Source organism: Kosakonia sp. MUSA4 (assembly GCF_013085925.1).
GTDB lineage: Bacteria > Pseudomonadota > Gammaproteobacteria > Enterobacterales > Enterobacteriaceae > Kosakonia > Kosakonia sacchari_B.
On record NZ_CP025697.1, the window covers coordinates 2,248,092 to 2,270,531 of the forward strand.

A 22,440-nucleotide genomic window follows, 5' to 3' on the forward strand; every position below is an offset into this window, starting at 1 on the left:
CCATAATGTTCAGGCATCACTAGTCTACCAGGTGACAGGCAGCTCGCTAACGCCACGCAGGTTTGCCCTATGGTTACGCTTGACGCCGGATATCAGCGGCTTCATTGTCGGCAGGCGGGTCAGAAGGATATGCAGTGCAACCTCCATTTCCGCAAGTGCAAGTCGATATCCCAGGCAGTGATGTATGCCGCCCCCGAAAGACAGACAGCGTCCTTCCTTGCGCCGGATATCAAGATTCTCCGGTGAGGAAAACACAGCTGGATCGTGGTTGGCCGCACCCAGAATAAGAAAAAGGTTGGTTCCATGCTTGATGTGATGCCCCTGCACGTCAATGTCCTCCAGCGCCGTGCGATATAACATCTGAACGGAGCTGTCATACCTGAGACACTCTGAAATGGCTCCGGGGATCAGCGTGTCATCCTGCCTCAGCAGCTCCAGCTCTACAGGATTGTTGTACAGAGCCAACACGGCATTGCATATCATGTTTGATGTGGTTTCGTGCCCGGCGATAAACAGCAGTACGACGTTGGCGATAATTTCATCGTGCTGCAACCTGTCACTATCGTTCTCACTTCCGAGGAAAAGTGACACCAGATCAAGGCCTGTATTTTCCTGACGGGAAATGATTAAGGCGCTGAAATAGTCGTGGAGCGTGGAGAAAGCTTCCCCGGCCTTCAGAAGGTCAGGTTCTGTGATCTGTGGGTCGAAAATTTTCACCAGTGCCGATGCGGCATCGCCAAGTACCGGGGCATCGGACTCGGGTAAATCTAACATTCGACAGATGATCCGGACCGGTAAAGGGAACGCAAACTCCTTTGCCAGATCGCATGAGCCACGGTCAATAAAGGCGTCAACCAGAGCATTACCCAGAGTAAGAGTCATCTCTCTGAGCGGCTGAATTTCTTTTGTGCTGAAGGACTTCATGATCAGCCCCCTCAACCGGCCATGTTCAGGAGGATTCATGACGAGAAACATTTTGTTGATCCCCTGGAATACCGGCAGTTCTGCAAGCTCATCGCCAAAACGCAACCGGACGCTCTCAATGTAGTTTTTACCAGCACGGCGGTCATTCAGCAGAGCTTCCACAATGGCGTGGCTGCCACTAATCATGACATTCTCACTGGCCCGGATAAGTGGCCCCTGTTCATGGAGCTTCCGGTAGAGAAGAAAGGGATTTTCAGAATACTGCGGATCCATCAGTTCATGAAGCTGCATACATTATCCTTCTGAAATTCATGATTAAAAGTGTGCGTACAAGTAATAACGAGCCAGGCATATTGCTTTTTGTTGCTTCCTGAGGGCCAATCAAAGTGGTTCAGATACTTTTCATTCAAAATAATACCGCAATGTTACAAATTGACTTCCTGAATTCCTAAAATGAAGAATTTGCTGGTCATTCACTATCTGAAGTGGAGCCAGCGGGTGGGCGTTCTTTTTTTATGGAAAGAAAGATATATCGGGAGGACAACGCAGCAGCATGTGTTATCACATGGATCTTGATGGCTATATCTCGTCAGAAAATCTATTACTCCGACGTTATGTCGATATCACACCGACAAAGCTTGCCGGGGCGTTATCTAAAGCTGGATATTTTGAAAGAAATCGACGTATGGTTTCAGTTCTGATCGACCAGGATACAATTGCTGCTGGGCTGGTGCAGGAAGGAAAGCCTTGGCGCTATTATGATCTAGGGCATGGTCTTTGCAGCTATGATTTTTTTGAGCAGTGTCCGCATCGTATGGCCTGTGCAAAGTGCTCGTTTTACCTGCCAAAATCTTCATCCGAAGTACAGTATCTTGAAAGTCGTCAGAACTTACTCAGAATGATGCAGGAGATTCCTTTAACGGAGGATGAGCAGTCTGCAGTGGAAAATGGCATTGATGCTATGGATAAACTGTTAAAGAAATTGAAAAATGTTGAAACACCTGGCAAACGGGGAAAATAATAACCATGATTTTAAAGTTTTGCAGTTATTCACATCTATAGGATAGGAACATAAATAATGCTTTAGTGGTTTTTTTTTACTTTTAATAATATTTGTCACATCTGTCATATCCGCTTCGTGTATTTACATTGCCCAGGCAGTTTTAACCACTTTCCTGATTTTGGTGACAGACGTTGTTACCGTTAAACTCTGCAATAAATGCCTGAGAAAAAATTAACCATTTTAAACACTGGCACTGGAGTTCTGGACTGACAACACAGCTTTGATAAATAAGTGGTTGATAGCACCTCCGTTCGTACTTGTTATTGGAAAAGTGAAATATCACGAATACCAATCAGGACCTCATTATTATCTTAAGAGTATACTGAGATAAATAGCACGAAAAAAATAAAAATACCCGCCAATATGGGGCCGCCTGGAAAACGGAAAATATCCTGCGCTAAAGCTTTTTTGTACAGCCTGCTATTCACTGAGCGTAATGTGCGGTATTTGTCCTGTTCCAGCTTGAGGCTTGTTCGCCAGTTGTAATCCCCGCTCCAACACCATCGTGAGGTGAAATACTTTTGTCAGGAGGAAACCCTGGCTCCCGCAGTTTGAACGGGACCTGCTGCTTGAACGCACACATTCAGGTATTGCGCGGGCAAAAGCGGCAGGAAAACGTTTTGGCCGTCCTTCTGCCCTGAGCGAAGAACAAAAACAGGTCGTTATTGAGCGTATTAAATTAAGCTTAAGCATCAGCGCCGTTGCCCGAAAATTTAGTACTTCCCGGCAAACCATACTTCGAGTAAAGGCAGGATCCAAACTCTCATAAGACTGACCTCTATTTGACCAAATTGTCAAAGGCGTTAGATTGATTTTACGTATTTTGAAAACAGATTTAGCTCGTTAATAATGCACTCAGGTTCTTCACTGAAAGGCATGTTGTTCAAATCTAAAATCCCGTCATTTTTTTTGGGGTTATCTGCCTGCAAGTTCGCAAAGAGAGATGTTAAATCCAATTGTGCTTCCCCTTGCTCAACGACCAGCTCAACCGTTTTATTTGTTGCTGCCGTTACTCAACGCACTGACCAGCACTTGGGCGATTTGTTTTCTGGATATCACTCCATCCTCCGGTGTTCCCGCATGGCGTCGATCGCCCTGGAGCATAACGATTCTGTGCTCATCATCATTGTTGTAATCAAACCAGTCGGGCCTGACGATGGTATAGGGATGACCACTCGCCCTGACCAGAACCACGGGGCGATGGCCCATTTCAATAGCGGTATTCACGACATGAAGACCAATACTTTCTGTCGCCCCTGCAACGAGTATTTTCATGATAAACTTTATGATAATTCAGACTTATTTTCGATACTGTCAGAATATCAATTATAATTATTGTCAGTAATGGGACTAAAATGATTGCGTCTATGAACAGCCTTCATGAGTGCGCGTTGAAGGGAATGCTTCCATAAGGAAATCGCCAATGCTCAAAGAAAACTTCAACGAACTGCAAATCTTTCTTGTGGTGGCAAGGGAGCGAAGTTTTACCAAAGCAGCGGGCAAACTGGGTGTTTCTCAGTCTGCACTCAGCCATGCGATGAAGGCACTGGAGGAAAGGCTAAATATCCGCCTTCTTACCCGCACTACCCGAAGCGTTGCCCCTACGGAAGCAGGCGAGAGAATTATTGCCTGCCTTGAACCCCGTATCGCCGATCTTGAACAGGAACTGGAATCGCTTGTTCAACTCAACGGCACAGCCTCAGGTAATATCCGTTTATCTGCCGGGGAGCATGCCGCGCGAAGTCTTGTATGGCCGAAGCTAAAACCCTTCCTCAGGGAATATCCGGAAATTAATGTTGAATTGGTAGTTGATAACGGCTTTGTCGATATTGTTAAGGGGCGTTTTGACGCCGGGATCCGCCTGGGCGAAAGTGTGGATAAGGATATGATCGCCGTGAGGATTGGACCGGACATGCGGATGGCTGTGGTCGGTGCACCATCATATTTTGCCGCTAAATCTGTGCCTGAAACCCCACACGAGCTACAAAATCATCGGTGTATCAATATGCGCCTGCCGACTGCCGGTGGTCTTTACCACTGGGAGTTTGAGAAGGAAGGGAAACCGTTGCGGGTCAGAGTGGAAGGGCAGGTAACGTTTAATCTGCAGGCGGAAAGGATTGATGCGGCGTTATCCGGTTTTGGCATCGCCTGTATACCTGAAGACAGGGTGCAGGATTATATAAAGTCAGGAGAGCTTATTCAGGTTCTGCAGGACTGGTGTCCGTCTTTTCCCGGATATTATCTTTACTACCCGAGCCGTAAGCAGCATCCGCCCGCTTTTGCGCTGATGATCGATGCACTTCGCTATGTGGAATAACGGGTCCTCCATTCGCTGCGGACCCGTCCGGGTATTAACGGCCTACGCGGGCCTGATGCTCAGGAGAGTAACGTTCGCCGACGATTTTAATCGTTTCAAGTGCCTGGGTTATCTGACGTGAGTCATCCTGCGAAAGGATAATGTCGGCAGCCCCCAGGTTTTCTTCCAGCCGATGCAGTTTGGTGGTACCAGGGATAGGAGCAATCCACGGCTTTTGTGCCAGCAGCCATGCCAGCGCGATTTGTGCAGACGTCACACCTTTCTCTGCCGCCAGTTCACCCAGCAATGAGACCAGCTTTTCATTGGCTTCAATCGCCTGCTCGGCGAAACGAGGCACTGTGCTGCGGTAATCATCCTTCCCAAAAGTGGTTCCTGGCTTAATCGATCCCGTCAGGAAGCCTTTGCCTAATGGGCTGAAGGGAACGAAACCAATGCCCAGTTCCTCCAGTAACGGCAGGATCTCCTGCTCAGGTTCGCGCCACCACATTGAGTATTCGCTTTGCAGGGCAGTAACAGGTTGTACGGCATGCGCACGACGAATGGTTTGCGCACCCGCTTCGGACAGACCGAAATGTTTAACTTTGCCTTCAGCTATCAGGTCTTTTACAGTACCCGCAACATCTTCAATCGGGACATCCGGATCGACACGGTGTTGATATAGCAGGTCAATGACATCAGTCTTAAGACGGCGTAATGATCCTTCCACAGCTTCACGGATATGCTCCGGACGGCTGTTTAAAATCTGCTGCTTGTTGTCGTTGCCAAAAGTAAAACCAAACTTAGTGGCGATGACCACGCGGTCACGAAATGGTTTTAAGGCTTCACCGACAACCTCTTCATTAAGAAAGGGTCCATACACTTCAGCGGTATCGAAGAAGGTGACGCCACGTTCAACCGCTGCGCGAATGAGCTCGATAGCCTGACGAGTATCGGTCGCTGGGCCATAGCCGTGGCTTAATCCCATGCAACCGAGCCCAAGCGCGGAGACTTCGAGTCGGGATTTACCCAGATAACGTTTTTGCATTGAATGAATACCTCTTTTATCGCGATTTAAACATCAAGTTTGCGGCCAGTCAGCCATTCCACCATCGCCGGGTCGCGGTGAGAGAAGAAGGCGCTGGTTGCGGTGTCGAGGGCGGCAATCTGCAGCATATCTTCAGAGCTGAGTTCAAAATCGAGAATGTTGATGTTCTCTTCCATGCGTTCTTTGCGTACCGATTTCGCCAGTGAAATGATGCCTCGCTGGAAGATCCAACGCAGCACAACCTGACCCACGCTTTTGCCGTACTTCTGACCAATTGCCGTTAACACGGGATGCTGGAACAGGCCATTTTTACCCTCAGCAAACGGTGCCCAGGCTTCCGGCTGAATGCCATGGCTTTGATTCCATGGAACGGCATGCAGCTGCTGGTTGAAGGGGTTAACTTCAATCTGGTTCACCGCAGGGGCTACTTTGTTGAATGCGATAAGATCGGCCAGTCGGTCAGGATGGAAGTTGCTGACGCCAATAGCGCGTATTCTGCCTGCCTGCTGCAGTTCTTCCATAGCACGCCAGGCCCCATGGACATCACCGTAAGGCTGGTGAATCAGGTACAGGTCAACGTAATCAAGTTGTAGCCGATTCAGGGAGCGTTCGAACTGTGCTTTAGCGCCTTCGTAATTGGTATCCTGAAGCCACAGCTTGGTCGTTACAAAGAGTTCGTTACGGGCGATACCTGTTTGTTTCAGTGCGTTCCCGACCTGGGTTTCATTCTGGTAAGACTCGATCAGGCGGTATCCCGTATCGATGGCATCAATAACGGCTCGTTCGCATTCAGCGGCATCAGACATCTGAAACACACCAAAGCCCAGCAGGGGCATTTCAATACCGTTGTTCAGTTTTACAGTTTGCATGACGTTATCCTTCAGCTGTTGTGTAGGAAAAGCATAACGCAAACTGATCTATTCGATTAAGTGGGGTAATTAGCTAGGGTTTATTAGATGTGTTCATTAATTTAGAGGGTGCTGATGGTCGGCTTTGTGTCAGGAGCGGGCGTGGTAATCCTCTGTTCGGATACCCAAATTCAGTAAACCACTTAATTTTCGAGAACATCCCAGAGTGTGTTGGACAGAAAATAACCCCTCATGATATATGGTTAAACGTTAGTCACCAAAAAAGTTAACGGAGGGAAGTGATGCCGATGGGTGTTAAAAAAGAACATAATGGACTGCCTGACAGCTACTGCCATCGCGGCGATGAAGTGAAATCAGCCATAGTTAGAGATTATATTATTCAACCAGTGGCCCATCTGAAATTAATCCCGGGGCAGGTGAAGACAAGTTATTCCAAATACCCGCTAACGGACCAGTACTATTGTTTTGCTTTCCAGGGACGAATATACAAAGAACACTCAGGTGCTTTTTTCTGTGGAAAAGACGTCGCCAAAGATTTTATTCAACTACTGACGGAATAGATAAACGCCCAGAGTTTAAGCATGTACTTAGCGTTAACACAATGCTGGGAAATACAAATAATACCCTGACAGGTTTACTCGCCGAGGCGAGAATTAAGCTTCCACATATTGATCTGCCGGAAGAGCAATGAGCAAGTACATCAGTGTTCGCTCAAGGTCTAAAATCACGTTAAATGGTTTTTTGTCAACATTAGGCCATTTTATTTTTTGATAAAATTGATGTTTGTATTGAGCCTTCATTGATGAAGGCTCAATACTGGCTCTTCCTATTGCAGATCTTTTTCTTTCAAGAACTTGCTCACCAAGTCAGCAATCTGCACATTATTTAAATCAGAGAACGGGAAGTGGGTATTCCCTTTGATTCCCACTTCTGGCAGATGCGTTACCGTCACATCCCCGCCATGCTTGTTCACCACGTCACGCCACTCGCGAGCCATCGCCAGACGTACTCGCCAGCTGTCCTGTGCGGGCATGGCGACAGGCTTTTCCGGTATGTTATCGCCGTAAATAATCAGAATCGGGATTTTGGTCAGTGCCATAAACTGCTCCATTGGCACAGGCTCACCCTTCAGCGTGTCAAAAGCGCTTGGCATAGGGGCAGGGAGTTCTTTCTCCGGGAAGACAAAGCTGCTGCCAGGCTCGAAGGCGACAATGGCTTTGACTTTGTCGTTTTTCATCGCCGTGTACCAGCCTGGTCCGCCACCCTGAGAGTGGGTGAAGAGGATAGCCGGGCCGGATTTATCCACGACGGCGGACATCGCATCAGAGATAACATTGATATCAAACGGCCCGGTATTCGGGGTCATCTGACGGAAATACTGATTCAGCGCTTCTTTGTCGTGAGAGAACTGAACACCTTTAAAATACGCTGGCCACACGCCAACGCGGAACTGGTTGAACCACATTTGTTCATCCGGTTTAGGCGTAACAGTACCTTCTACGGTAGTGCGCCCGGCGCTGCCCCGACGCGGCTGATCGACAAGCCAGGTTGAGAACCCGCGACGCAGGAATATGTTCTGGAACCCTTCGCGACCATCCGGGGTGGTTTCCCAGGTACGGGAAAACTGACCTGCGCCGTGCAGCATGACAATAGGATATTTATGCGGATTCTCCGGGATTTGGTAGAACACCGACGCATGATCGCCATGGTAAGTTTGACCAGCGGAGTCCAGCGGCTTTTTCGCGTCAAATGTTCCTGGTGCGGTGATGATTGTGCCACCAGCAGAAAAGCTTCCCTGTTCCTGAATGACCAGCGGCCCGGCGTATACCGACTGAGCCACCAGGCCACCCGCCATCACGCAGATGGCCAGCGTTTTTAAGATGGTTTTCAAGATGACATCCTCTGTTATGTTTGCCGTTCAATCATATCTGAGTTGCCAGCGTTAATTATTTAGCAGCCCTGATTGCCCTTATTTGGCAGACTCATAAATGCGGACAATTAGCTGCGTATGGTTTCTAACCAACTGTTGACCGTTTCAGTGGTTCTCCGCTCCTGATCGCATTCAATGACCAGCGGTTTTTCCCGGCGGGCATTTGGTGCCAGACTTGCAAGGATATCGTCGCTGTCGCCTTTACCGTAGCCGCCGTGAGTAATGAAGGGGATGAGTAATTTGCCCGCAAGGCTATGGCTGCTCAGAAACGTTTGCACTATGGGCGGCACGCTGGTTCCCCAGACGGGAAAGCCTAAATACACGGTCTCATAACGTGAGATATCTGTGACGCTATTTTTTAATGCGGGTTTCACTCCCCGCTCACGCTCATTTTTTGCCTGTTCAACGGTCTGAAAATAGTCTTCCGGATAAGGTGCGACCGGTTCGATTTCAAACAGATCGGTGTTCAGGCTGCGGTGAATGACGCCCGCAATGACTCGTGTATTTCCGCTGCGGGAAAAGTACGCCACCAGAATACGGCTTTTGCCCTGCACGTTTGCGTTTCCAGTCGCAGCTGATGCCAGGGAAGCGTTCGCCAGCGTGAGCCCGGCAAGCGCTGTAATCAACATTCTGCGGGTGGGATCATGCTCCATAACTAACTCCTAATTATTTGCGAGGGCCTGTTGCAGTGCCTTTTCAGCTCGCGTAGCCGCGTCATTTTCGCCATGTTCACGCAGAACCTGTACCAGCTGGCGCAACTGCGCTGCCGTCAGGCCGACCCGCATGCTTGCTCGTGTATGCGATAACAGCTGGGCTTCAACACCTGGTGTGGCCGCTAATGCACCAACCGTTGCCAGCTCCCGGCTTTGCCAGTCGAGGTTATCGCGGGCGAAAATGTCGCCGAAAAGATGCGTTTGCAGGAACTGGTTAATGAGCGGGGCAAAATCAAACAGCGGGCCCTGGACGGGAGCGCCTGAGATTTTCGTCTGGTTTGCGGTACCGACACGGCGAAGTTCATCCCCGACAGGGATCGGGGCAACCGGTTCTTTACCCTCAACGTCTTTGATGCCGCGTTGTTTACGTACTTCGACGACCTTCATCAGTTCGCTAAGCCCATTCAGGCTACGAGGGAAGCCCGTGTAGGCATAGAGCTGGACGAGAATTTCTTTGGTTTCGTTTATCGTGAGCCCTGCGTCAAGCCCCTGATTAAGGGCAGCATTCAGCTTATCCATCTGGCTGCTGGCCATTGATGCCGCAATCAACGGGATGGCCTGCTGGCGGGCTGAAAGCGTATCTGAAACCGTTTGTTCGTGGTTCATTTCGGAAGCTCCTTTATTGATGGGCGCAGCATTTGCCGTGAGACCAAAACCAATGGCCAGCAGTACTGCTGCCGTTAGTGCCTTAATGGGCGTGGTATTGTTCATCTGTCACCAACTCCTGCCAGTTAACGCTTTTGCCATCCACAACCCCGGTTATCGCCAGGTGCGTCATTGCACTGCCAGGCGTAGCCCCGTGCCAGTGTTTGACGCCTGCCGGGCAAGAGACCACGTCGCCAGCGCGGATCACCTGCACCGGCTGGCCTTCTTGTTGGGTGAGCCCGACACCAGAGATCACAATAAGCCGCTGACCTGCCGGATGCGTATGCCAGGCGGACCGAGCACCAGGTTCAAAGGTGACATAAGCCCCGGAAACACTGATGTCGTTATCAGGTTTGAAGAGAGGATCAACCCGGACGCGACCGGTAAAGTTCTCAGCTGACCCATACACCGTGGTCTGGCTTCCTGCGGGGATGATATGGACAGAGGCATCTTGCTCCGCAGCCCATGATGAAAACGTAAATAGAGGTAGTAACATCCCGATGTAATGCAAATGTCTGATCATGCGAAACGTCCTTATCAAGGATGAAGGAGGGAACCTGCGATGATTTTAATGGGGGGGAAATGTCGTCAGGCTGACGATCCACTGACACTTCTGTCAGTTAACCCAGGGGCAGGCTCACTCTCTGAGCGAGTATTGCTGACCACTTTATTTGGTTGCATCGCAAAGGTGAGGCCAAATGTATTGATGCTACCTTCACTGCGCGCAAGGACATTTCCCCTGTGCATGATGGCGACGGCACGTACGATGGATAAACCCAGTCCGTGATGGGTATCACTCCTGGCTCTGGAGGTGTCGATGCGATTGAAGCGCTCAAAAAGCCGATTATGGAAACAATCAGCAGTGCGGATAGGGCAAACATCAGCGCCAGATGGACTGAGATGGAACGCTTAAGCATGCTTATCCCCTTCATTTATTAGCCCGGACTTCGAGGACGTACCCCATGCCACGAACGGTATGAAGTAACTTGATGTCGAACGGGGCATCAACTTTGGCTCGCAGACGTTTAATGGCGACTTCAACCACGTTGGCATCGCTGTCAAAATTCATGTCCCATACCTGCTCAGCAATCATCATCTTTGGAAGGATCTCACCCTGATGTCGGACCAGAAGGCTCAACAGTAAAAACTCTTTTGCGGTTAGATCCAGTCTCGTTCCGGCGCGAAATACCCAGCGAGACAGTAAGTCGAGATGCAGATCGTGAATTTGTAACTGGGTGATGTCTGCGCCATCCGTAGAGCGGCGACGCACCAGCGCCTGAATACGCGCCACCAGCTCAATAAGCGAAAAGGGCTTGGGAAGATAATCATCAGCGCCAAGACGAAGCCCTTTGACGCGCTCCTCGACCGATCCCCGTGCAGAAAGCATCAACACCGGAGTCTGTTTGACTGCTCGCACACCCTCAAGTACCCGGTAGCCATCCATTCCCGGCAACATCACATCAAGGATTATCGCGTCGTAGTCGAACTCCAGCGCGTAATGAAGACCTTCAGCGCCATCTGCAGAGACATCTACCATAAATCCAGACTCACCCAGCGCGCGGCAGAGATAGGTTGACGTTTTTTCTTCATCTTCGACTAACAACAGACGCATAACCGGACTTCCTCTTAACTTTTCAACGGTGCTTCAACATCTGAATAAACCTGCACGGCATCTGGCAGACGTTGACCCTGGAGAGTTATGGCATCCAGTGAGCGGGTGAGCCCGGTCATCTCTGCGGCAGTCAGCACCACGCCAGTGGCCGCTGTGTTTTGCAGCATATGTTCTTTATTTGTGGTGCCAGGGATTGGGACTATCCAGGGTTTACGGGCCAGCAGCCATGCCAGTGCAATCTGGCCCGGTGTGGCATTTTTTCTTATTGCCCAGGATTTCAGTAACTCAACCAGCTGTAAGTTGTGTGGAAGGTTGTCGGGTGAGAAGCGCGTTTCTGTCACGCGGAAATCACCGGGAGCAAAACGGGTATTCTCATCAATCCAGCCCGTTAAAAATTGCACGCCGAGTGGGCTCCATGGCACAAACCCAATTCCCAGCTCTTCACATACCGGAAGCACATGCTTTTCAGGGCCACGCCAGAGCATGGAGTATTCACTTTGTACGGCAGTAACGGGTAATGTCGCATGGGCTCGTCTCAGCGTGTTGATGCCCATTTCGGACAGACCCCAGTGCAGAACTTTCCCTTGATCCATTAAATCCTTAACCACTCCGGCGACATCTTCGATCGGAATCTGGGGATCGACCCGGTGTTGATACAGTAAATCGATACGATCGGTACGCAGGCGTTTGAGCATGTTTTCGACGACCTGTCTGATATGCTCCGGCCTGCTATTAAGTCCCGGTAGGCGCTTACCTGTCTGCTGATCGATATTCCAGCCAAACTTAGTGGCGATAACGATTTTGTCCCGGAAAGGCGCGACGCCTTCCCCGAGAATTTTTTCTACTTCAAAGGGGCCGTAGGCTTCAGCAGCGTCGAAAAATGTCACCCCTTCATCGAAGGCCCGGCGGATAACGCTCACCATCTCGGGGCGCCTGGGAACAGACGTATCGTATTTGCGGCTCATGTTCTGAACGCCCAGACCGACAGCTGAGACTTCCAGCTTCCCGAGTTTACGCTTGCCCGGAGCTGCTGGGTGTTGGCTGGTTTGTCTGGATAAATTGACCTGAGAGGATTGGCTTACCGCCGATACGTGGGGAATCAGCGAGGCGGCAGCAATACCCGCCCCGGCGACGAATAGCTTACGTCGCTCTGGCATTGTTGGGTCGTTTGGGCTTTTCATTGATGGTTCCTTTTCTCAGAAAATTGAACATGAATGTCATTTAACCAGGACAATTCTGCTCATTGATTGCCAACATAAAGCTGACGTTTACCTGACCAGGTTGTCAGAAACATTTACCCATTCCCCAGTCCGCTTCCTGACAAAAAAGTTATTTCTTTGTCACGATGCTGACAGTCCGGTCTTCCTAACCTGAGTCTGCAAATTTAATGACACGAGCCTGCATTGCCAGGCTGACACTCAACGGAAGACACCATGAAATTCAATCTCTTAAGTGCGATACTACTCACGGCAATGGCCGGAATTAGCTCAGCCAATGCGGCTGATTACAAAAAGAATCCCTTCACACTCGTCTATGACGGTGCCATCACGGAGAACGTCAAAGGTAAGGTCAATATTCATCCGGTGAAATACGATCTGCATGGCATCCAGATTGCAGCGAATGTCTATACCCCTGCTAACTACGATCCCACCAAAAAATACCCTGCGGTGGTGGTCGCACATCCTAATGGCGGCGTAAAAGAGCAGGTTGCCGGGTTGTATGCGCAGCGCCTTGCCGAGCATGGTTACATCACTATTACCGCAGATGCCGCCTGGCAGGGGGGCAGCGGTGGCATGCCTCGCAGTGTGGATAAACCCGCTAACCGCATTGAGGATGTTCACGGTATGGCTGACTACATTAGCCAGTACCCGGGAGTTGATACTTCCCGCCTCGGTCTGCTTGGTATCTGCGGAGGCGGCGGGTATTCACTTGTTGCTGCCGAGACGGACAAACGATTTAAATCGATTGCAACAATCAGCATGTTTAATTCAGGCCTTGTGCGCCGCAATGGTTTGCAGAATTCACAGCTGGATACTATCCAGCAGCGGCTCCAGCAGGCTTCTGACGCACGTGCTCAGGAGGCTGCCGGAGGCGAAATTCTGTACTCCGGCGATGCAAATCTGACAGATGAACAGATCGCCAAATTACCTTTTGCTTTATATCGACAAGGCTATGAGTACTACTGGAAAACCCATGCACACCCAAATTCCACGTTTAAATACACCACAAGCAGCCTGCTGGATTTGATGAGCTTTGATGTGACGGACCATATCAATCTCATCAATAAACCACTGCTGATGATTGCCGGTACAAAAGCAGATACGCTCTATATGACTGAAGATGCGTTCGCCAAAGCCTCCGGTACAAAGGACAAAGAACTCTTCCTGATCAATGGCGCTACCCATATCGAGACGTATTGGGTTCCTAAATACGTTGACCAGGCAATGCAAAAGTTAGACGTCTTTTTTGATAAGAATATTTAGTCAGACTCCGATGACACCCCAGCCTCGCAGGCTGGGGGATGTCCATCAGCTGTAGCTACTTTCTGCTGCATTTCACATTGCCTATTCACGCGATAGACCCAGATTAACGAAGTTGCGGTTAAAGATAATTACGCTACTTAAATAGGCGCTATGAATGGAATTCATAGACCTAATCTGGAGCAGGGAATGAAAGCGATGAGCCGGATGTGACAGTGTAGTGCACACTAAATTTGGCCACCTGAATAGAGGTGATATCATCGGCTCCAGGTGTGGTGTGGCGATGTGACTTATATCTGGACGGGTAAACGCTGGGCTTATTTAGCCGTTGTCCTTGATCTGTTTTCCCGTAAACCGGTTGGCTGGCGATGTCGTTTTTCCCGGACTCTGCATTGACAGGTAAAGCACTGTCTATAGCCTGGGAAGCACGAGGAAAACCCGCTAATTATTTTTTTGGGGTTTATAAGTATAAAGAGTGACCATCATGACTCTTCTTATTTTTACTGTTTTTATATACAGCATTATAGATTTGGTGAAGAGATCAAGGCGCTTGTGGCAGGGAAGGATGAAGCTACTGAAGTCACACGAAATTTATGCGGCGGGGATGCCAGACCGTGTCAACCACAGCCTGGCATCATGCGTCGGCGATAGCTTAAAAAATCCGCGTCCAGCGGATATCGTTGGCGGGCGGTACCGGGCCGGAAACCGGATCGCTATGACCAAAAATACGTGTGTTGTGCCAGATCTGATTATTCTGCGCCGCTATCCGTACATTCGCGGCAAACTCTGCGATGCCCGGACCGCAAGAGGAAATATAAACTCTTGCCGGAGCGGCGTTGTTCGCCATATTTCCCTGAACCAGCGCAAGAAAGGTTTCGGCATTAACATCGACAACGCCCGGAGCCGCGTTGCCAATTTCCGTACCATTACCATGGGCAATAACCACAATGGTCGCGCCGTTGATAATATTTAAATTCATGGGATTGACCTGTGCCCACGTATAGCGATTCGTGATGGGGTTCCAGGCGGCATTCAGTTGCGTGTTAACAATATCGGCATCGGTAGACATGAGCATTACAATGGTCATACTGTATCTCCTCTTTGTGAAATATAACCTTTTGATTTAAAGGCGCTTCTATGCTTATCACGACAATAGACAGATAACGGATAAAACAGCCCGACAATGCGTTACTGCGTCGCCAATATTAACCAACTGATTTTTCCCCACCAGTTAGCCAGATAGCCGATGTACTATTCCTGGTGTTGTCTGGCGCAATTCGGTGGCGTCATCATAAGCGGCAATATGGCATCGATTTATCGTCTCATTCTTAAATACGCGTTGAGTACGAAAATTCTGTCGGCGTTCAGTTGATAAAAAAGAAAAGATTATTACCGGCGAGCAGCCATCAGCGCTGGGGATTGTTTTTACAATCAATGAGTAACGCACTACACTTAATGGCTGTTTCTCCATTGGACGGCCCGGATGTCAACACTTAAAAGTAATCAGTTCTTTTTTATTATTTTATTATTGCTGGTCAGCGTGGCGTTTTTCGGCCTGATCCAGCCCTATTATTCCGCGATTATCTGGGCTGTTATCCTGGCGCTGATTTTCTATCCGCTGCGCATGCGGCTCTCGGTATGGCTGCGCGGGCGTAACGGCATCGCCTCGTTGATCACCGTGCTGCTGATTTGCGTGATTGTATTTATCCCGATGATGATGGTGCTCTCTTCACTGGCCGTGGAGATCAACAGCCTGTACCAGCGTCTGCAAGATAACGCGACCGATCTGCCGCAGCTATTAAGTAATGGCATTGCACATCTGCCGGACTGGGCGAAGGGCTATCTGCGCGACAATGATTTTGATTCGGTGAATGCGATCCGGGAAAAACTCTCCGGCGTGGCGCTGAGCGTCGGGCGTTACCTGGCTGGCAGCGCGGTGATCATTGGCAAAGGTACGCTGGGCATTACCGTTAGCTTCTGTTTGATGGTCTATCTGCTGTTCTTCCTGCTGAAAGATGGCGCCACGCTGGTGCGCCGGATCTACGAGGTTATGCCGCTGACGGCGACCATTAAGCGTCGCCTGTTTTTGAAATTCGCCGGTGTGGCGCGCGCCACGGTAAAAGGGACGCTGGTGGTTGCCATCGTCCAGGGCGCGCTGGGCGGCATCGGTTTCTGGTTTGCCGGTTTCAACGGCAGCCTGCTGTGGGCGGCGCTGATGGCATTCCTGTCGTTAATTCCGGCGGTGGGAACGGCGATTGTCTGGATCCCGGCGGTGATTTTTCTCTATTCAACCGACGAGTTTGTCACGGCAACGGTGCTGACGCTCTACTTCGTGGTCGTCGTTGGCCTCGCCGACAATCTTCTGCGCCCGCTGCTGGTAGGGAAAGATACCCGCATGCCGGATTATTTGATCCTGCTGACCACGCTGGGCGGCCTGCAATTCTTCGGCATTAATGGTTTTGTCCTTGGGCCAATGATTGCCGCGCTGTTTATTACCTCGTGGAATTTGCTGGCGGAAGCGCGGGCGAGCGTTGCAAAAAACAGCCCGCCAACGCCGCCTCAATAGAGGCGCTGCGCGGTAAAGATGCCGTAATGGGTGCAGACAAACCGTGGCGGGGCGACCACCGCAGTGGCTGCCAGCGCCCGGATAAAGGCGTCTCCCCACCAGTGACAGTCATAACGCAGCACCTTTTCCAGCAGCCGGCTGTGCCGCCTTTTACGTTCCGCCAGCGGCATGGTCAGCGCGGAATGTAATGCCTCGCTGATAGCGCTGGCATCGTAAGGATTGACCAGCAGCGCATCGCTTAATTGCTCTGCCGCGCCGGTGAATTGTGAAAGGATAAGTACGCCGGGATCGGCCGGGTCTTGCGCGAGGATAAACGCTTTTGCGCCCAGGTGCATGCCGTCAGAAAGCGGAGTAAACAGCGCCACCTGCGCATGGCGGTAGAGGGCATTAATCATCTGCCGCGAGCAGAGATTATTGTGGATGTAGTTCACCGGATACCATGAAAAATCGCCGTATTGTCCGTTGATTTCCCCGCAAAAACGCTCCAGTTTACTGCATAGCTCCGGCGTAGCCTGCGGGTATTCCTGCAAGGGATCAGCCAGTTGCACTAAGCTGACGTTACGCCGGAATGCCGGGTATTGCGTAAGAAACGTACGCAGCGCATCAAGGCGATAATCGATACCGCTTACATCACTAATAACGTCGTGGCTGATAAGGGTGCTGCGCAGGTTATCCGTAAGCGCAGCGTCGGTTTGCGGTGGTGCGGCTTGCCCATCACGCGCCCCATCCGTCGCAATGCCACAGGGGAAAATACCCACGGTCAGGATGTGGCCGTTGACTTTGAGCGTCTCTTCCGTCAGGCGCTCCGCGCGGTAGTGGCGCAGCAGGTAGGCAATAAAGTTGTTCACATCGTTGCTGGACTGAAAACCCAGCAGGTCATAGTGCAGAAAGCAGTTAAGTAGCCAGTCGTGTTCGGGGAGCGTGCGAAAAACATCGCCGGGCGGGAAGGGCTGGTGCAAAAAGAAGCCGCAGCGGTGGGTTGCGCCGGTTTCTCTCATCACGCGGCCGACGGGCAGCAGGTGATAATCCTGCACCCAAATCACATCGTCCGGGCGGGTTTCCGCCATCACCCGTTCTGCCACCGTTCGCGTATAGGTTTTGTAGGTAATAAACCAGGCTTTCTGGTAGCGGGCTAAGTCGGGACGGTTATGGAAAACCGGCCATAAAACGCGATGCACGTAGCCGTGGTAAACATTGTCATATTCGTTGGGCGTCATCTCCCAGCTATGTTGCGTGAAGTTGTCGTACCGCTGCTGCGTTTGAATGCGCTGCTTTTGGTTTCTGGCGACAGCGCCATTCCAGCCAAACCACAAACCGGGGTGTTTATCCATTACGCCGCGCAGAGCATCTGTTAAGAGATCGCGGGTCTCTGCGGTGGCCGCGCGATTGGCAACAATCACTAACCGTGACATAGATTTCCTCATCGTGAGTTATTATCGGCTGATGAGGATTATTTACCGGCTAATATAAAGGCGGTATAAAAAGAAAACGACGCGCTGTAAAAATAATATAAATCCAGCGGCAGAGTAAAGAATTGAAAAACTTTTGAGTAAAGTCCTGGGCTGTGATAGAAATAAGCGGTGTTTAACGACTGAGGACAATTTTCATCCGCATGATGAGAAGCAATTCGCGGATAATTGTAATAATATGGACATTCTGTTCAGCATTTTAAATTCTGTTTTTTCCCGTCACTCCTCCTGCTGCCCGCTTACGGGTGAACAATACTGGCGCTCGGCGCTGTAGTCTCCTCCTGCCTGAGCTGGCGCGCTGCGTCCGGCTGATATTGCTGTTTTTCCGGTTTTCCGCGCTGCGGTAAGCCGCACAAGGATATTTATTCTCAAGCAGGAGAAAAAATGATTTATTGGATGTTACTGGCCTTCGCCATTGTTGCTGAAATAACCGGCACATTGTCAATGAAATGGGCCAGCGTCAATGATAACCAGGCCGGGTTTATTTTTATGCTGGCGATGATTACGCTGTCGTATATTTTCCTGTCGTTTGCGGTGAAAAAAATTGCCCTCGGTGTAGCGTATGCATTGTGGGAAGGCGTTGGCATATTATTCATTACCCTGTTCAGCGTATTTCTTTTTGATGAACCACTCCCGGTATTAAAAGTGACCGGGCTGGCAACGCTGGTGTTGGGCATTGTGCTGATCAAATCCGGGACGCGTAAACCGCGTCAGGAGCGAGATCATGCCGCAGTTTGAGTGGATCCACGCTCTCTGGCTGGCAATGGCTATTGGGCTGGAGATCGTGGCGAATATCTTTCTGAAATTCTCTGACGGTTTTCGTCGCAAACGGTATGGTTGCGGATCGCTGTTGGCGGTGCTGGCGGCGTTTAGCGCGCTGTCACAGGCGGTGAAAGGGATCGATCTTTCCGTGGCCTATGCGCTGTGGGGCGGATTGGGTATTGTCGCGACGCTGGCGGCAGGCTGGATCCTCTTCGGCCAGCGCCTGAACCGTAAAGGTTGGTTTGGTCTGCTGATGTTAATTATGGGTATGCTGCTGATTAAACTCGCATAATGTGACGCTGCCCGTGTTTACGGGCAGCGAATTTTGCAGTCTGTATTACGCTTTACTCAATAACTAACGAAACGCGACTTTTCAGGCCACCTGCAGGGGGCGGTGAATGTTCAATCCGTTTAGCTGGCGCAATATTCCCAGCGCAAGGACATTATTTGTAATGACCTTTATGGCGGGGATTGGCTTAATCGTCTCCGTTGTTGCACTGCTTTACCTCTCGTTGAATTTAATCAGCAGCAAGGCCAATGAAATTGATGAACACCGCACTGCGCTGTCGGTGCAGGGCGCGATTCAGACGTCGGTTAACCGAACCCGCTCGTTGGTGATTGATAATGGCGTCTGGGACGATGCGGTGCGGGAAGTTTATCGACCGCAACTGGATACTCAGTGGTTGTACAACACTTGGGGTGCTGGTTATAAAATCAACAACCTGTATGACGGCACCTTTGTGCTGGATGAGCAATTCAATGTGCTGTGGGGCGCGTTTCGCAGCCAACTTTTCACGGAGCGCGATCTCGCTTTTTTTGGCAGCGGATTGCGGGCGCTGATCCGCGGTCATACCCAGCAACTCCAGTCCGGGAAAGAGGTCTACGCCGGGATTACGCAGACCCGGGACGGTGTGGCGTTTATCGGTATTGGGCTGGTGCGCCCGATGGTGGGCCGTCTTGAGGTTTACGACGGCACTCGCCGCTATCTGGTGATCACCCGCCATCTGGATGGGCAGATCCTCAGCGACCTTGGCAAAACCTTCCAGATTACAGAGTTACGCCTGTCGCCGCAGAAAGCCGCCGACAGCAGCGTTCCGCTGCGCGACTCGGCGGGCGAGTCTCTCGGCTATCTGAACTGGACGCCGCGGCTGCCGGGCGCAGAAGCCGCGCGGGCGGCGGCGGCGAATATCCGCCAGATTGTGCTGCTGGCGTCCGGGTTGATCCTGCTGTTTATCGTGCTGAGCAGCGCCGGGCTGTACAAGCTGGCGCGCGGGGAAAGGCTGGCGCGCAAAATCGCCCTGACGGATTGGCTCAGCCGGTTACCCAACCGCCGGGCGCTGATCGAAAACATCGAAAAACTGGGCGCGATGGGCGATCCGGACACGATAAGCGTGGTGTTTATCGACCTGGATGGTTTTAAAGATGTGAATGATATCTACGGGCACGATGTTGGCGACCGGCTCATTGTCACCATTGCCCAAACCCTGCGCGAGAAAGTCCCGACTGACGGCATGCTGGCGCGGATGGGTGGCGACGAATTTGCCATGACCCTGAGTGGGCCGTGGTCGGTGGAAAAGGCCACCGAGTTTGCCAATAACGTTCTGCAATACCTGAGTCATCCCGTGCGCATTGGTAAACGCACCATCCATATTGGCGCCAGCATCGGCATCGCCAGCGGCACACTGCTGGAGTGCACCAGTTCCGAGTTGTTTCGCCGCGCAGATATTGCAATGTACCACTCGAAAATTACCGGCAAAGACAGGCTGACGCACTATGACGCGGCGCTGAACAGCGCCCGCGAGCGGCAACTGTTGATTGAAAGTGATATCCGCGACGGGCTGGAGCGCGAGGAGTTTGATGTCTGGTATCAACCCATTGTCGATGCCCGTAGCCAGATGATGGTGGGGATCGAAGCACTGGCGCGCTGGCCGCGCCGTCCTGCCGGAGAGTTAAAACCGGACGAATTTATTCCGATTGCGGAGACCAGCGGGCTGATTTACTCGCTGGGACAGTTTGTCTTGCGCCGCGCTTGCAGCGATTTCCAGCCGTTAGAGGATCTGAAATTATCGGTGAATATCTCGCCAGCGCAGTTTCGCGATCCGGAGTTCGAAAACAAAGTCTCCAGCGTGCTGGAGACCTGTCGCTTTCCGGCGCACCGCCTGCAACTGGAAGTGACGGAAACCTACGTGCTGGAAAATCCCGAGCGCGCCCGTTCGGCCATTGCTAACTTAAAAGCGCTGGGCACGGCGGTAGCGCTGGATGATTTTGGTACTGGCTACTCCAGCATTGGCTATCTGCGACGTTTTAATTTCGACACCATCAAAATTGATAAATCCCTGGCCGGGCTGGTGGATGATGATGAGCAGGCGTCGGCGCTGGTGAGCGGGACTATCCGTATCGCCAGCGCGCTGGGCATGCAGGTGGTGGCGGAAGGGGTGGAGAATGAAAAGCAGATGAAACTGTTAACGCTGGCCGGTTGCGACCAGCTACAGGGATATTACTTCAGTGAACCGATGCCGCTGCACGATATCCTGCAACTCCGTTTGCAGCGGCTGGGCTGAATTACTCGCTCTCTTTGGCCAGCGCTTCCAGCTTGTCACGAAAACCGGTTACCGAGATGGCGCGGTTATCGGCACGCCAGCGATCTTTTGCCGCCGGCGCCGAGCTTTGTACGGCAATCAACTGCCAGCCGGCGTCGGTTTTCAGCATCAGCGGTGAGCCGCTGTCGCCGGGCAGGGTATCGCACTGGTGCGACAGCACGCTACTTTGCGCCCAGCCAGTGACCGTACAATCCTGGTGGCTGTAGAGCGTATCCAGATGATCTTCCGGGTAACCTGCCTGCGTCACTTTCCGGTTGGCCGTTTTCAGCGCTGCCGTCAGTTCGTCTTTATCGCCAACAAAGATCGGTAGCGGTGTAATGCCGGACGGCGGATAACGCAGGACGATCAGGCCGAAATCCCACGATGCGGCGGCAGAGGGAACGATCCAGCCATCGCCATCGGGTTTCAGACGATGGCCGAGCGAGGCGTCAACACGCCCTTCGATACCGTGAATTTCATAGCGCCAGGTTCCTTTTTGCGAAACAAAACGCAGCGCGACGGCTTTGTCTGCTTTGCCGTTCGGCGGCGTCAGCAGGCAGTGTCCGGCGGTCAGCGCCAGGTGCGGAGAGATAAGGGTGGCAGTACACAGATTACCGCTGGCGGTTTCCAGCTGGCCGATAGCATCCCACGGCGCTTTGGTCGGCGTGGGAACCGGGACGCGATCGTCATGACCAAAAAAAAGCGTTTTTACATCACGGGCGTTAACCGCGTCATCCTCGCCATCGTCAGCATGACCAGCAGCGGAAAACAGAAACAGCGATCCCAGCATCAGCACAACAGTTTTTCGCATATCACACTCTGGTGGGTAATTATGATTATTAACGTAAGCCCAGATAAATATAGACGGGACGCGAGGAAAGTGGGAGTAAAATCAGCGTACTACATCAATAAAGATAAAAGCGGATGGCAATAAGCGCGCAAATAATCAGCATTAACAAAATCAGTTCAAAACGATAACGTCGCAGCATATGCCCTCCAGAGAAAAACGGCGCTTCACCCGAAGGGCTCAGCGCCGACTTGTCACAGCGTACCGTTAAGGACGCCGGAATCAGACACGTTTACTTATGCAGCCGGTTGTGCAGCTGGTTTAGTTGCAGTGTGTTTAACGTGTTTTTTGTGTTTTTTAGCAGCCTGTGCTTTCTGTTCTACTGCCGGTTTAGCTGCTTTTTTGTGATGTTTTTTCACTTTTGCAGCCTGAGCTTTCTGCTCTGCAGCTTTTTTGTGTTTTTTGTGCACTTTTTTAGCCGGAGCTTTAGTTGCGGTAGCAGCCGGTGCAGCGGTGGTAGCAGTCGGAGCAGCAGCCGGAGCCTGAGTGGTGGCAGCAGTGTCAGCAGCGAATGCAACGGAAGACAGACCCATAGCAGCGGCAACAACCAGAGCTAATACTTTTTTCATTCCGATATCCTCGAATTGGTTTCATCATTCAACCCCACTGCGGGGCCGTTGAAAGAACTATATCCCTGTAA

General features: G+C 51.2%; 21 protein-coding genes and 4 pseudogenes. 10 read left to right on the forward strand and 15 right to left on the reverse strand.

Features of this window, described 5'->3' with window-relative positions:
* Nucleotides 1–24: 24 nt before the first annotated feature.
* Entirely contained in the window at nucleotides 25–1,215 is a 1,191-nt protein-coding gene (locus C0557_RS10750; protein WP_208658422.1) for a cytochrome P450, read from the reverse strand.
* Nucleotides 1,216–1,489: 274 nt separating this feature from the next.
* On the opposite strand from C0557_RS10750, the gene C0557_RS10755 reads away from it, so the two are divergent.
* Together C0557_RS10755 and C0557_RS10760 are read left to right on the forward strand one after the other, a co-directional pair.
* The gene (locus tag C0557_RS10755) at nucleotides 1,490–1,945 is read left to right on the forward strand and encodes a hypothetical protein (RefSeq protein WP_253073808.1); all 456 of its coding nucleotides are present in this window, start codon (nucleotides 1,490–1,492) and stop codon (nucleotides 1,943–1,945) included.
* A 589-nt stretch (nucleotides 1,946–2,534) separates the two neighbouring features.
* Nucleotides 2,535–2,756: pseudogene (locus C0557_RS10760) on the forward strand (helix-turn-helix domain-containing protein); the annotation flags it as partial.
* Nucleotides 2,757–2,790: 34 nt separating this feature from the next.
* Here the strand turns inward: C0557_RS10760 and C0557_RS10765 are convergent.
* A pseudogene (locus C0557_RS10765) lies at nucleotides 2,791–3,262 on the reverse strand (NAD(P)H-binding protein).
* A 148-nt stretch (nucleotides 3,263–3,410) separates the two neighbouring features.
* Between C0557_RS10765 and C0557_RS10770 the strand changes: the two are divergent.
* The gene (locus C0557_RS10770; protein WP_208658423.1) at nucleotides 3,411–4,304 is read left to right on the forward strand and encodes a LysR family transcriptional regulator; all 894 of its coding nucleotides are present in this window, start codon (nucleotides 3,411–3,413) and stop codon (nucleotides 4,302–4,304) included.
* 34 nt (nucleotides 4,305–4,338) lie between these two features.
* On the opposite strand, the gene C0557_RS10775 is transcribed toward C0557_RS10770, so the two are convergent.
* Together C0557_RS10775 and C0557_RS10780 are read right to left on the reverse strand one after the other, a co-directional pair.
* Entirely contained in the window at nucleotides 4,339–5,328 is a 990-nt protein-coding gene (locus tag C0557_RS10775; protein ID WP_208658424.1) for an aldo/keto reductase, read from the reverse strand.
* A gap of 26 nt (nucleotides 5,329–5,354) precedes the next feature.
* On the reverse strand, nucleotides 5,355–6,197 hold the full coding sequence (locus C0557_RS10780; protein ID WP_208658425.1) for an aldo/keto reductase: 843 nt from the start codon (nucleotides 6,195–6,197) through the stop codon (nucleotides 5,355–5,357).
* 281 nt (nucleotides 6,198–6,478) lie between these two features.
* Between C0557_RS10780 and C0557_RS10785 the strand changes: the two genes are divergently transcribed.
* Nucleotides 6,479–6,757 carry a hypothetical protein gene (locus C0557_RS10785; RefSeq protein ID WP_208658426.1) on the forward strand — a complete coding sequence of 93 codons (279 nt, stop codon included), beginning with the start codon at nucleotides 6,479–6,481 and terminating at the stop codon, nucleotides 6,755–6,757.
* 266 nt (nucleotides 6,758–7,023) lie between these two features.
* Here C0557_RS10785 and C0557_RS10790 read toward each other — a convergent pair whose 3' ends face one another.
* The 7 genes and pseudogenes from C0557_RS10790 to C0557_RS10815 all read right to left on the reverse strand — a co-directional run bounded on the left by C0557_RS10790 (nucleotide 7,024) and on the right by C0557_RS10815 (nucleotide 12,278).
* Entirely contained in the window at nucleotides 7,024–8,088 is a 1,065-nt protein-coding gene (locus tag C0557_RS10790) for an alpha/beta fold hydrolase (RefSeq protein WP_208658427.1), read from the reverse strand.
* Between the two features lie 107 nt (nucleotides 8,089–8,195).
* Nucleotides 8,196–8,780 (reverse strand): flavodoxin, encoded by a 585-nt coding sequence (locus C0557_RS10795; protein WP_208658428.1) that lies wholly within the window; start codon nucleotides 8,778–8,780, stop codon nucleotides 8,196–8,198.
* Nucleotides 8,781–8,789: 9 nt separating this feature from the next.
* A complete protein-coding gene (locus C0557_RS10800; RefSeq protein ID WP_208658429.1) occupies nucleotides 8,790–9,551 on the reverse strand; it encodes a carboxymuconolactone decarboxylase family protein in 762 nt (253 codons plus the stop codon).
* Nucleotides 9,529–10,008 carry a cupin domain-containing protein gene (locus C0557_RS10805; protein ID WP_208658430.1) on the reverse strand — a complete coding sequence of 160 codons (480 nt, stop codon included), beginning with the start codon at nucleotides 10,006–10,008 and terminating at the stop codon, nucleotides 9,529–9,531. The genes C0557_RS10800 and C0557_RS10805 overlap by 23 nt, the downstream gene beginning before the upstream one ends.
* A 65-nt stretch (nucleotides 10,009–10,073) precedes the next feature.
* Nucleotides 10,074–10,331: pseudogene (locus C0557_RS27420) on the reverse strand (ATP-binding protein); the annotation flags it as partial.
* 82 nt (nucleotides 10,332–10,413) lie between these two features.
* Nucleotides 10,414–11,097, reverse strand: a complete 684-nt coding sequence (locus tag C0557_RS10810) for a heavy metal response regulator transcription factor (protein WP_208658431.1) — start codon at nucleotides 11,095–11,097, stop codon at nucleotides 10,414–10,416.
* A gap of 14 nt (nucleotides 11,098–11,111) precedes the next feature.
* Entirely contained in the window at nucleotides 11,112–12,278 is a 1,167-nt protein-coding gene (locus tag C0557_RS10815) for an aldo/keto reductase (RefSeq protein ID WP_208658432.1), read from the reverse strand.
* A 252-nt stretch (nucleotides 12,279–12,530) separates the two neighbouring features.
* On the opposite strand from C0557_RS10815, the gene C0557_RS10820 reads away from it, so the two are divergent.
* Nucleotides 12,531–13,580, forward strand: a complete 1,050-nt coding sequence (locus tag C0557_RS10820) for an alpha/beta hydrolase (protein ID WP_208658433.1) — start codon at nucleotides 12,531–12,533, stop codon at nucleotides 13,578–13,580.
* 264 nt (nucleotides 13,581–13,844) lie between these two features.
* Nucleotides 13,845–14,032 (forward strand): annotated as a pseudogene (locus C0557_RS10825) (DDE-type integrase/transposase/recombinase); the annotation flags it as partial.
* A gap of 197 nt (nucleotides 14,033–14,229) precedes the next feature.
* On the opposite strand, the gene C0557_RS10830 reads toward C0557_RS10825, so the two are convergent.
* On the reverse strand, nucleotides 14,230–14,664 hold the full coding sequence (locus C0557_RS10830; RefSeq protein WP_208658434.1) for a hypothetical protein: 435 nt from the start codon (nucleotides 14,662–14,664) through the stop codon (nucleotides 14,230–14,232).
* A gap of 396 nt (nucleotides 14,665–15,060) precedes the next feature.
* On the opposite strand from C0557_RS10830, the gene C0557_RS10835 reads away from it, so the two are divergent.
* Nucleotides 15,061–16,143 carry an AI-2E family transporter gene (locus C0557_RS10835; protein ID WP_208658435.1) on the forward strand — a complete coding sequence of 361 codons (1,083 nt, stop codon included), beginning with the start codon at nucleotides 15,061–15,063 and terminating at the stop codon, nucleotides 16,141–16,143.
* Here the strand turns inward: C0557_RS10835 and C0557_RS10840 are convergent.
* Nucleotides 16,137–17,555, reverse strand: coding sequence for a trehalose-6-phosphate synthase (locus tag C0557_RS10840; RefSeq protein WP_208658436.1), 1,419 nt, complete (start codon nucleotides 17,553–17,555; stop codon nucleotides 16,137–16,139). The genes C0557_RS10835 and C0557_RS10840 overlap by 7 nt on opposite strands.
* Nucleotides 17,556–17,996: 441 nt before the next feature.
* Here C0557_RS10840 and mdtJ point away from each other — a divergent pair, with 441 nt between their 5' ends.
* The 3 genes from mdtJ to C0557_RS10855 all read left to right on the forward strand — a co-directional run bounded on the left by mdtJ (nucleotide 17,997) and on the right by C0557_RS10855 (nucleotide 20,935).
* The gene (mdtJ, locus tag C0557_RS10845; protein ID WP_208658437.1) at nucleotides 17,997–18,350 is read left to right on the forward strand and encodes a multidrug/spermidine efflux SMR transporter subunit MdtJ; all 354 of its coding nucleotides are present in this window, start codon (nucleotides 17,997–17,999) and stop codon (nucleotides 18,348–18,350) included.
* Nucleotides 18,337–18,666 (forward strand): multidrug/spermidine efflux SMR transporter subunit MdtI, encoded by a 330-nt coding sequence (gene mdtI, locus C0557_RS10850; RefSeq protein ID WP_208658438.1) that lies wholly within the window; start codon nucleotides 18,337–18,339, stop codon nucleotides 18,664–18,666. Before mdtJ ends, mdtI begins: the two co-directional genes overlap by 14 nt.
* A 106-nt stretch (nucleotides 18,667–18,772) precedes the next feature.
* On the forward strand, nucleotides 18,773–20,935 hold the full coding sequence (locus tag C0557_RS10855; RefSeq protein WP_208658439.1) for a bifunctional diguanylate cyclase/phosphodiesterase: 2,163 nt from the start codon (nucleotides 18,773–18,775) through the stop codon (nucleotides 20,933–20,935).
* 1 nt (nucleotide 20,936) lies between these two features.
* Here the strand turns inward: C0557_RS10855 and C0557_RS10860 are convergent, their stop codons facing one another.
* The gene (locus tag C0557_RS10860; RefSeq protein WP_064566707.1) at nucleotides 20,937–21,764 is read right to left on the reverse strand and encodes a serine protease; all 828 of its coding nucleotides are present in this window, start codon (nucleotides 21,762–21,764) and stop codon (nucleotides 20,937–20,939) included.
* A gap of 272 nt (nucleotides 21,765–22,036) precedes the next feature.
* Nucleotides 22,037–22,369 (reverse strand): acid resistance repetitive basic protein Asr, encoded by a 333-nt coding sequence (gene asr / locus C0557_RS10865; protein WP_043953664.1) that lies wholly within the window; start codon nucleotides 22,367–22,369, stop codon nucleotides 22,037–22,039.
* Nucleotides 22,370–22,440 lie beyond the last annotated feature (71 nt).

What these genes read in the sequence shown, in the direction of transcription:
- C0557_RS10835 (WP_208658435.1), top strand. Translation starts at nt 15,061, where the DNA reads ATGTCAACACTTAAAAGTAATCAGTTCTTTTTTATTATTTTATTATTG.
- C0557_RS10750 (WP_208658422.1), bottom strand. Translation starts at nt 1,215, where the DNA reads ATGCAGCTTCATGAACTGATGGATCCGCAGTATTCTGAAAATCCCTTT.
- C0557_RS10800 (WP_208658429.1), bottom strand. Translation starts at nt 9,551, where the DNA reads ATGAACAATACCACGCCCATTAAGGCACTAACGGCAGCAGTACTGCTG.
- C0557_RS10820 (WP_208658433.1), top strand. Translation starts at nt 12,531, where the DNA reads ATGAAATTCAATCTCTTAAGTGCGATACTACTCACGGCAATGGCCGGA.
- C0557_RS10795 (WP_208658428.1), bottom strand. Translation starts at nt 8,780, where the DNA reads ATGGAGCATGATCCCACCCGCAGAATGTTGATTACAGCGCTTGCCGGG.
- asr (WP_043953664.1), bottom strand. Translation starts at nt 22,369, where the DNA reads ATGAAAAAAGTATTAGCTCTGGTTGTTGCCGCTGCTATGGGTCTGTCT.
- C0557_RS10770 (WP_208658423.1), top strand. Translation starts at nt 3,411, where the DNA reads ATGCTCAAAGAAAACTTCAACGAACTGCAAATCTTTCTTGTGGTGGCA.
- C0557_RS10840 (WP_208658436.1), bottom strand. Translation starts at nt 17,555, where the DNA reads ATGTCACGGTTAGTGATTGTTGCCAATCGCGCGGCCACCGCAGAGACC.
- C0557_RS10860 (WP_064566707.1), bottom strand. Translation starts at nt 21,764, where the DNA reads ATGCGAAAAACTGTTGTGCTGATGCTGGGATCGCTGTTTCTGTTTTCC.
- C0557_RS10755 (WP_253073808.1), top strand. Translation starts at nt 1,490, where the DNA reads ATGGATCTTGATGGCTATATCTCGTCAGAAAATCTATTACTCCGACGT.
- C0557_RS10815 (WP_208658432.1), bottom strand. Translation starts at nt 12,278, where the DNA reads ATGAAAAGCCCAAACGACCCAACAATGCCAGAGCGACGTAAGCTATTC.
- C0557_RS10805 (WP_208658430.1), bottom strand. Translation starts at nt 10,008, where the DNA reads ATGATCAGACATTTGCATTACATCGGGATGTTACTACCTCTATTTACG.
- C0557_RS10810 (WP_208658431.1), bottom strand. Translation starts at nt 11,097, where the DNA reads ATGCGTCTGTTGTTAGTCGAAGATGAAGAAAAAACGTCAACCTATCTC.
- C0557_RS10785 (WP_208658426.1), top strand. Translation starts at nt 6,479, where the DNA reads ATGCCGATGGGTGTTAAAAAAGAACATAATGGACTGCCTGACAGCTAC.
- mdtJ (WP_208658437.1), top strand. Translation starts at nt 17,997, where the DNA reads ATGATTTATTGGATGTTACTGGCCTTCGCCATTGTTGCTGAAATAACC.
- mdtI (WP_208658438.1), top strand. Translation starts at nt 18,337, where the DNA reads ATGCCGCAGTTTGAGTGGATCCACGCTCTCTGGCTGGCAATGGCTATT.
- C0557_RS10780 (WP_208658425.1), bottom strand. Translation starts at nt 6,197, where the DNA reads ATGCAAACTGTAAAACTGAACAACGGTATTGAAATGCCCCTGCTGGGC.
- C0557_RS10855 (WP_208658439.1), top strand. Translation starts at nt 18,773, where the DNA reads ATGTTCAATCCGTTTAGCTGGCGCAATATTCCCAGCGCAAGGACATTA.
- C0557_RS10775 (WP_208658424.1), bottom strand. Translation starts at nt 5,328, where the DNA reads ATGCAAAAACGTTATCTGGGTAAATCCCGACTCGAAGTCTCCGCGCTT.
- C0557_RS10830 (WP_208658434.1), bottom strand. Translation starts at nt 14,664, where the DNA reads ATGACCATTGTAATGCTCATGTCTACCGATGCCGATATTGTTAACACG.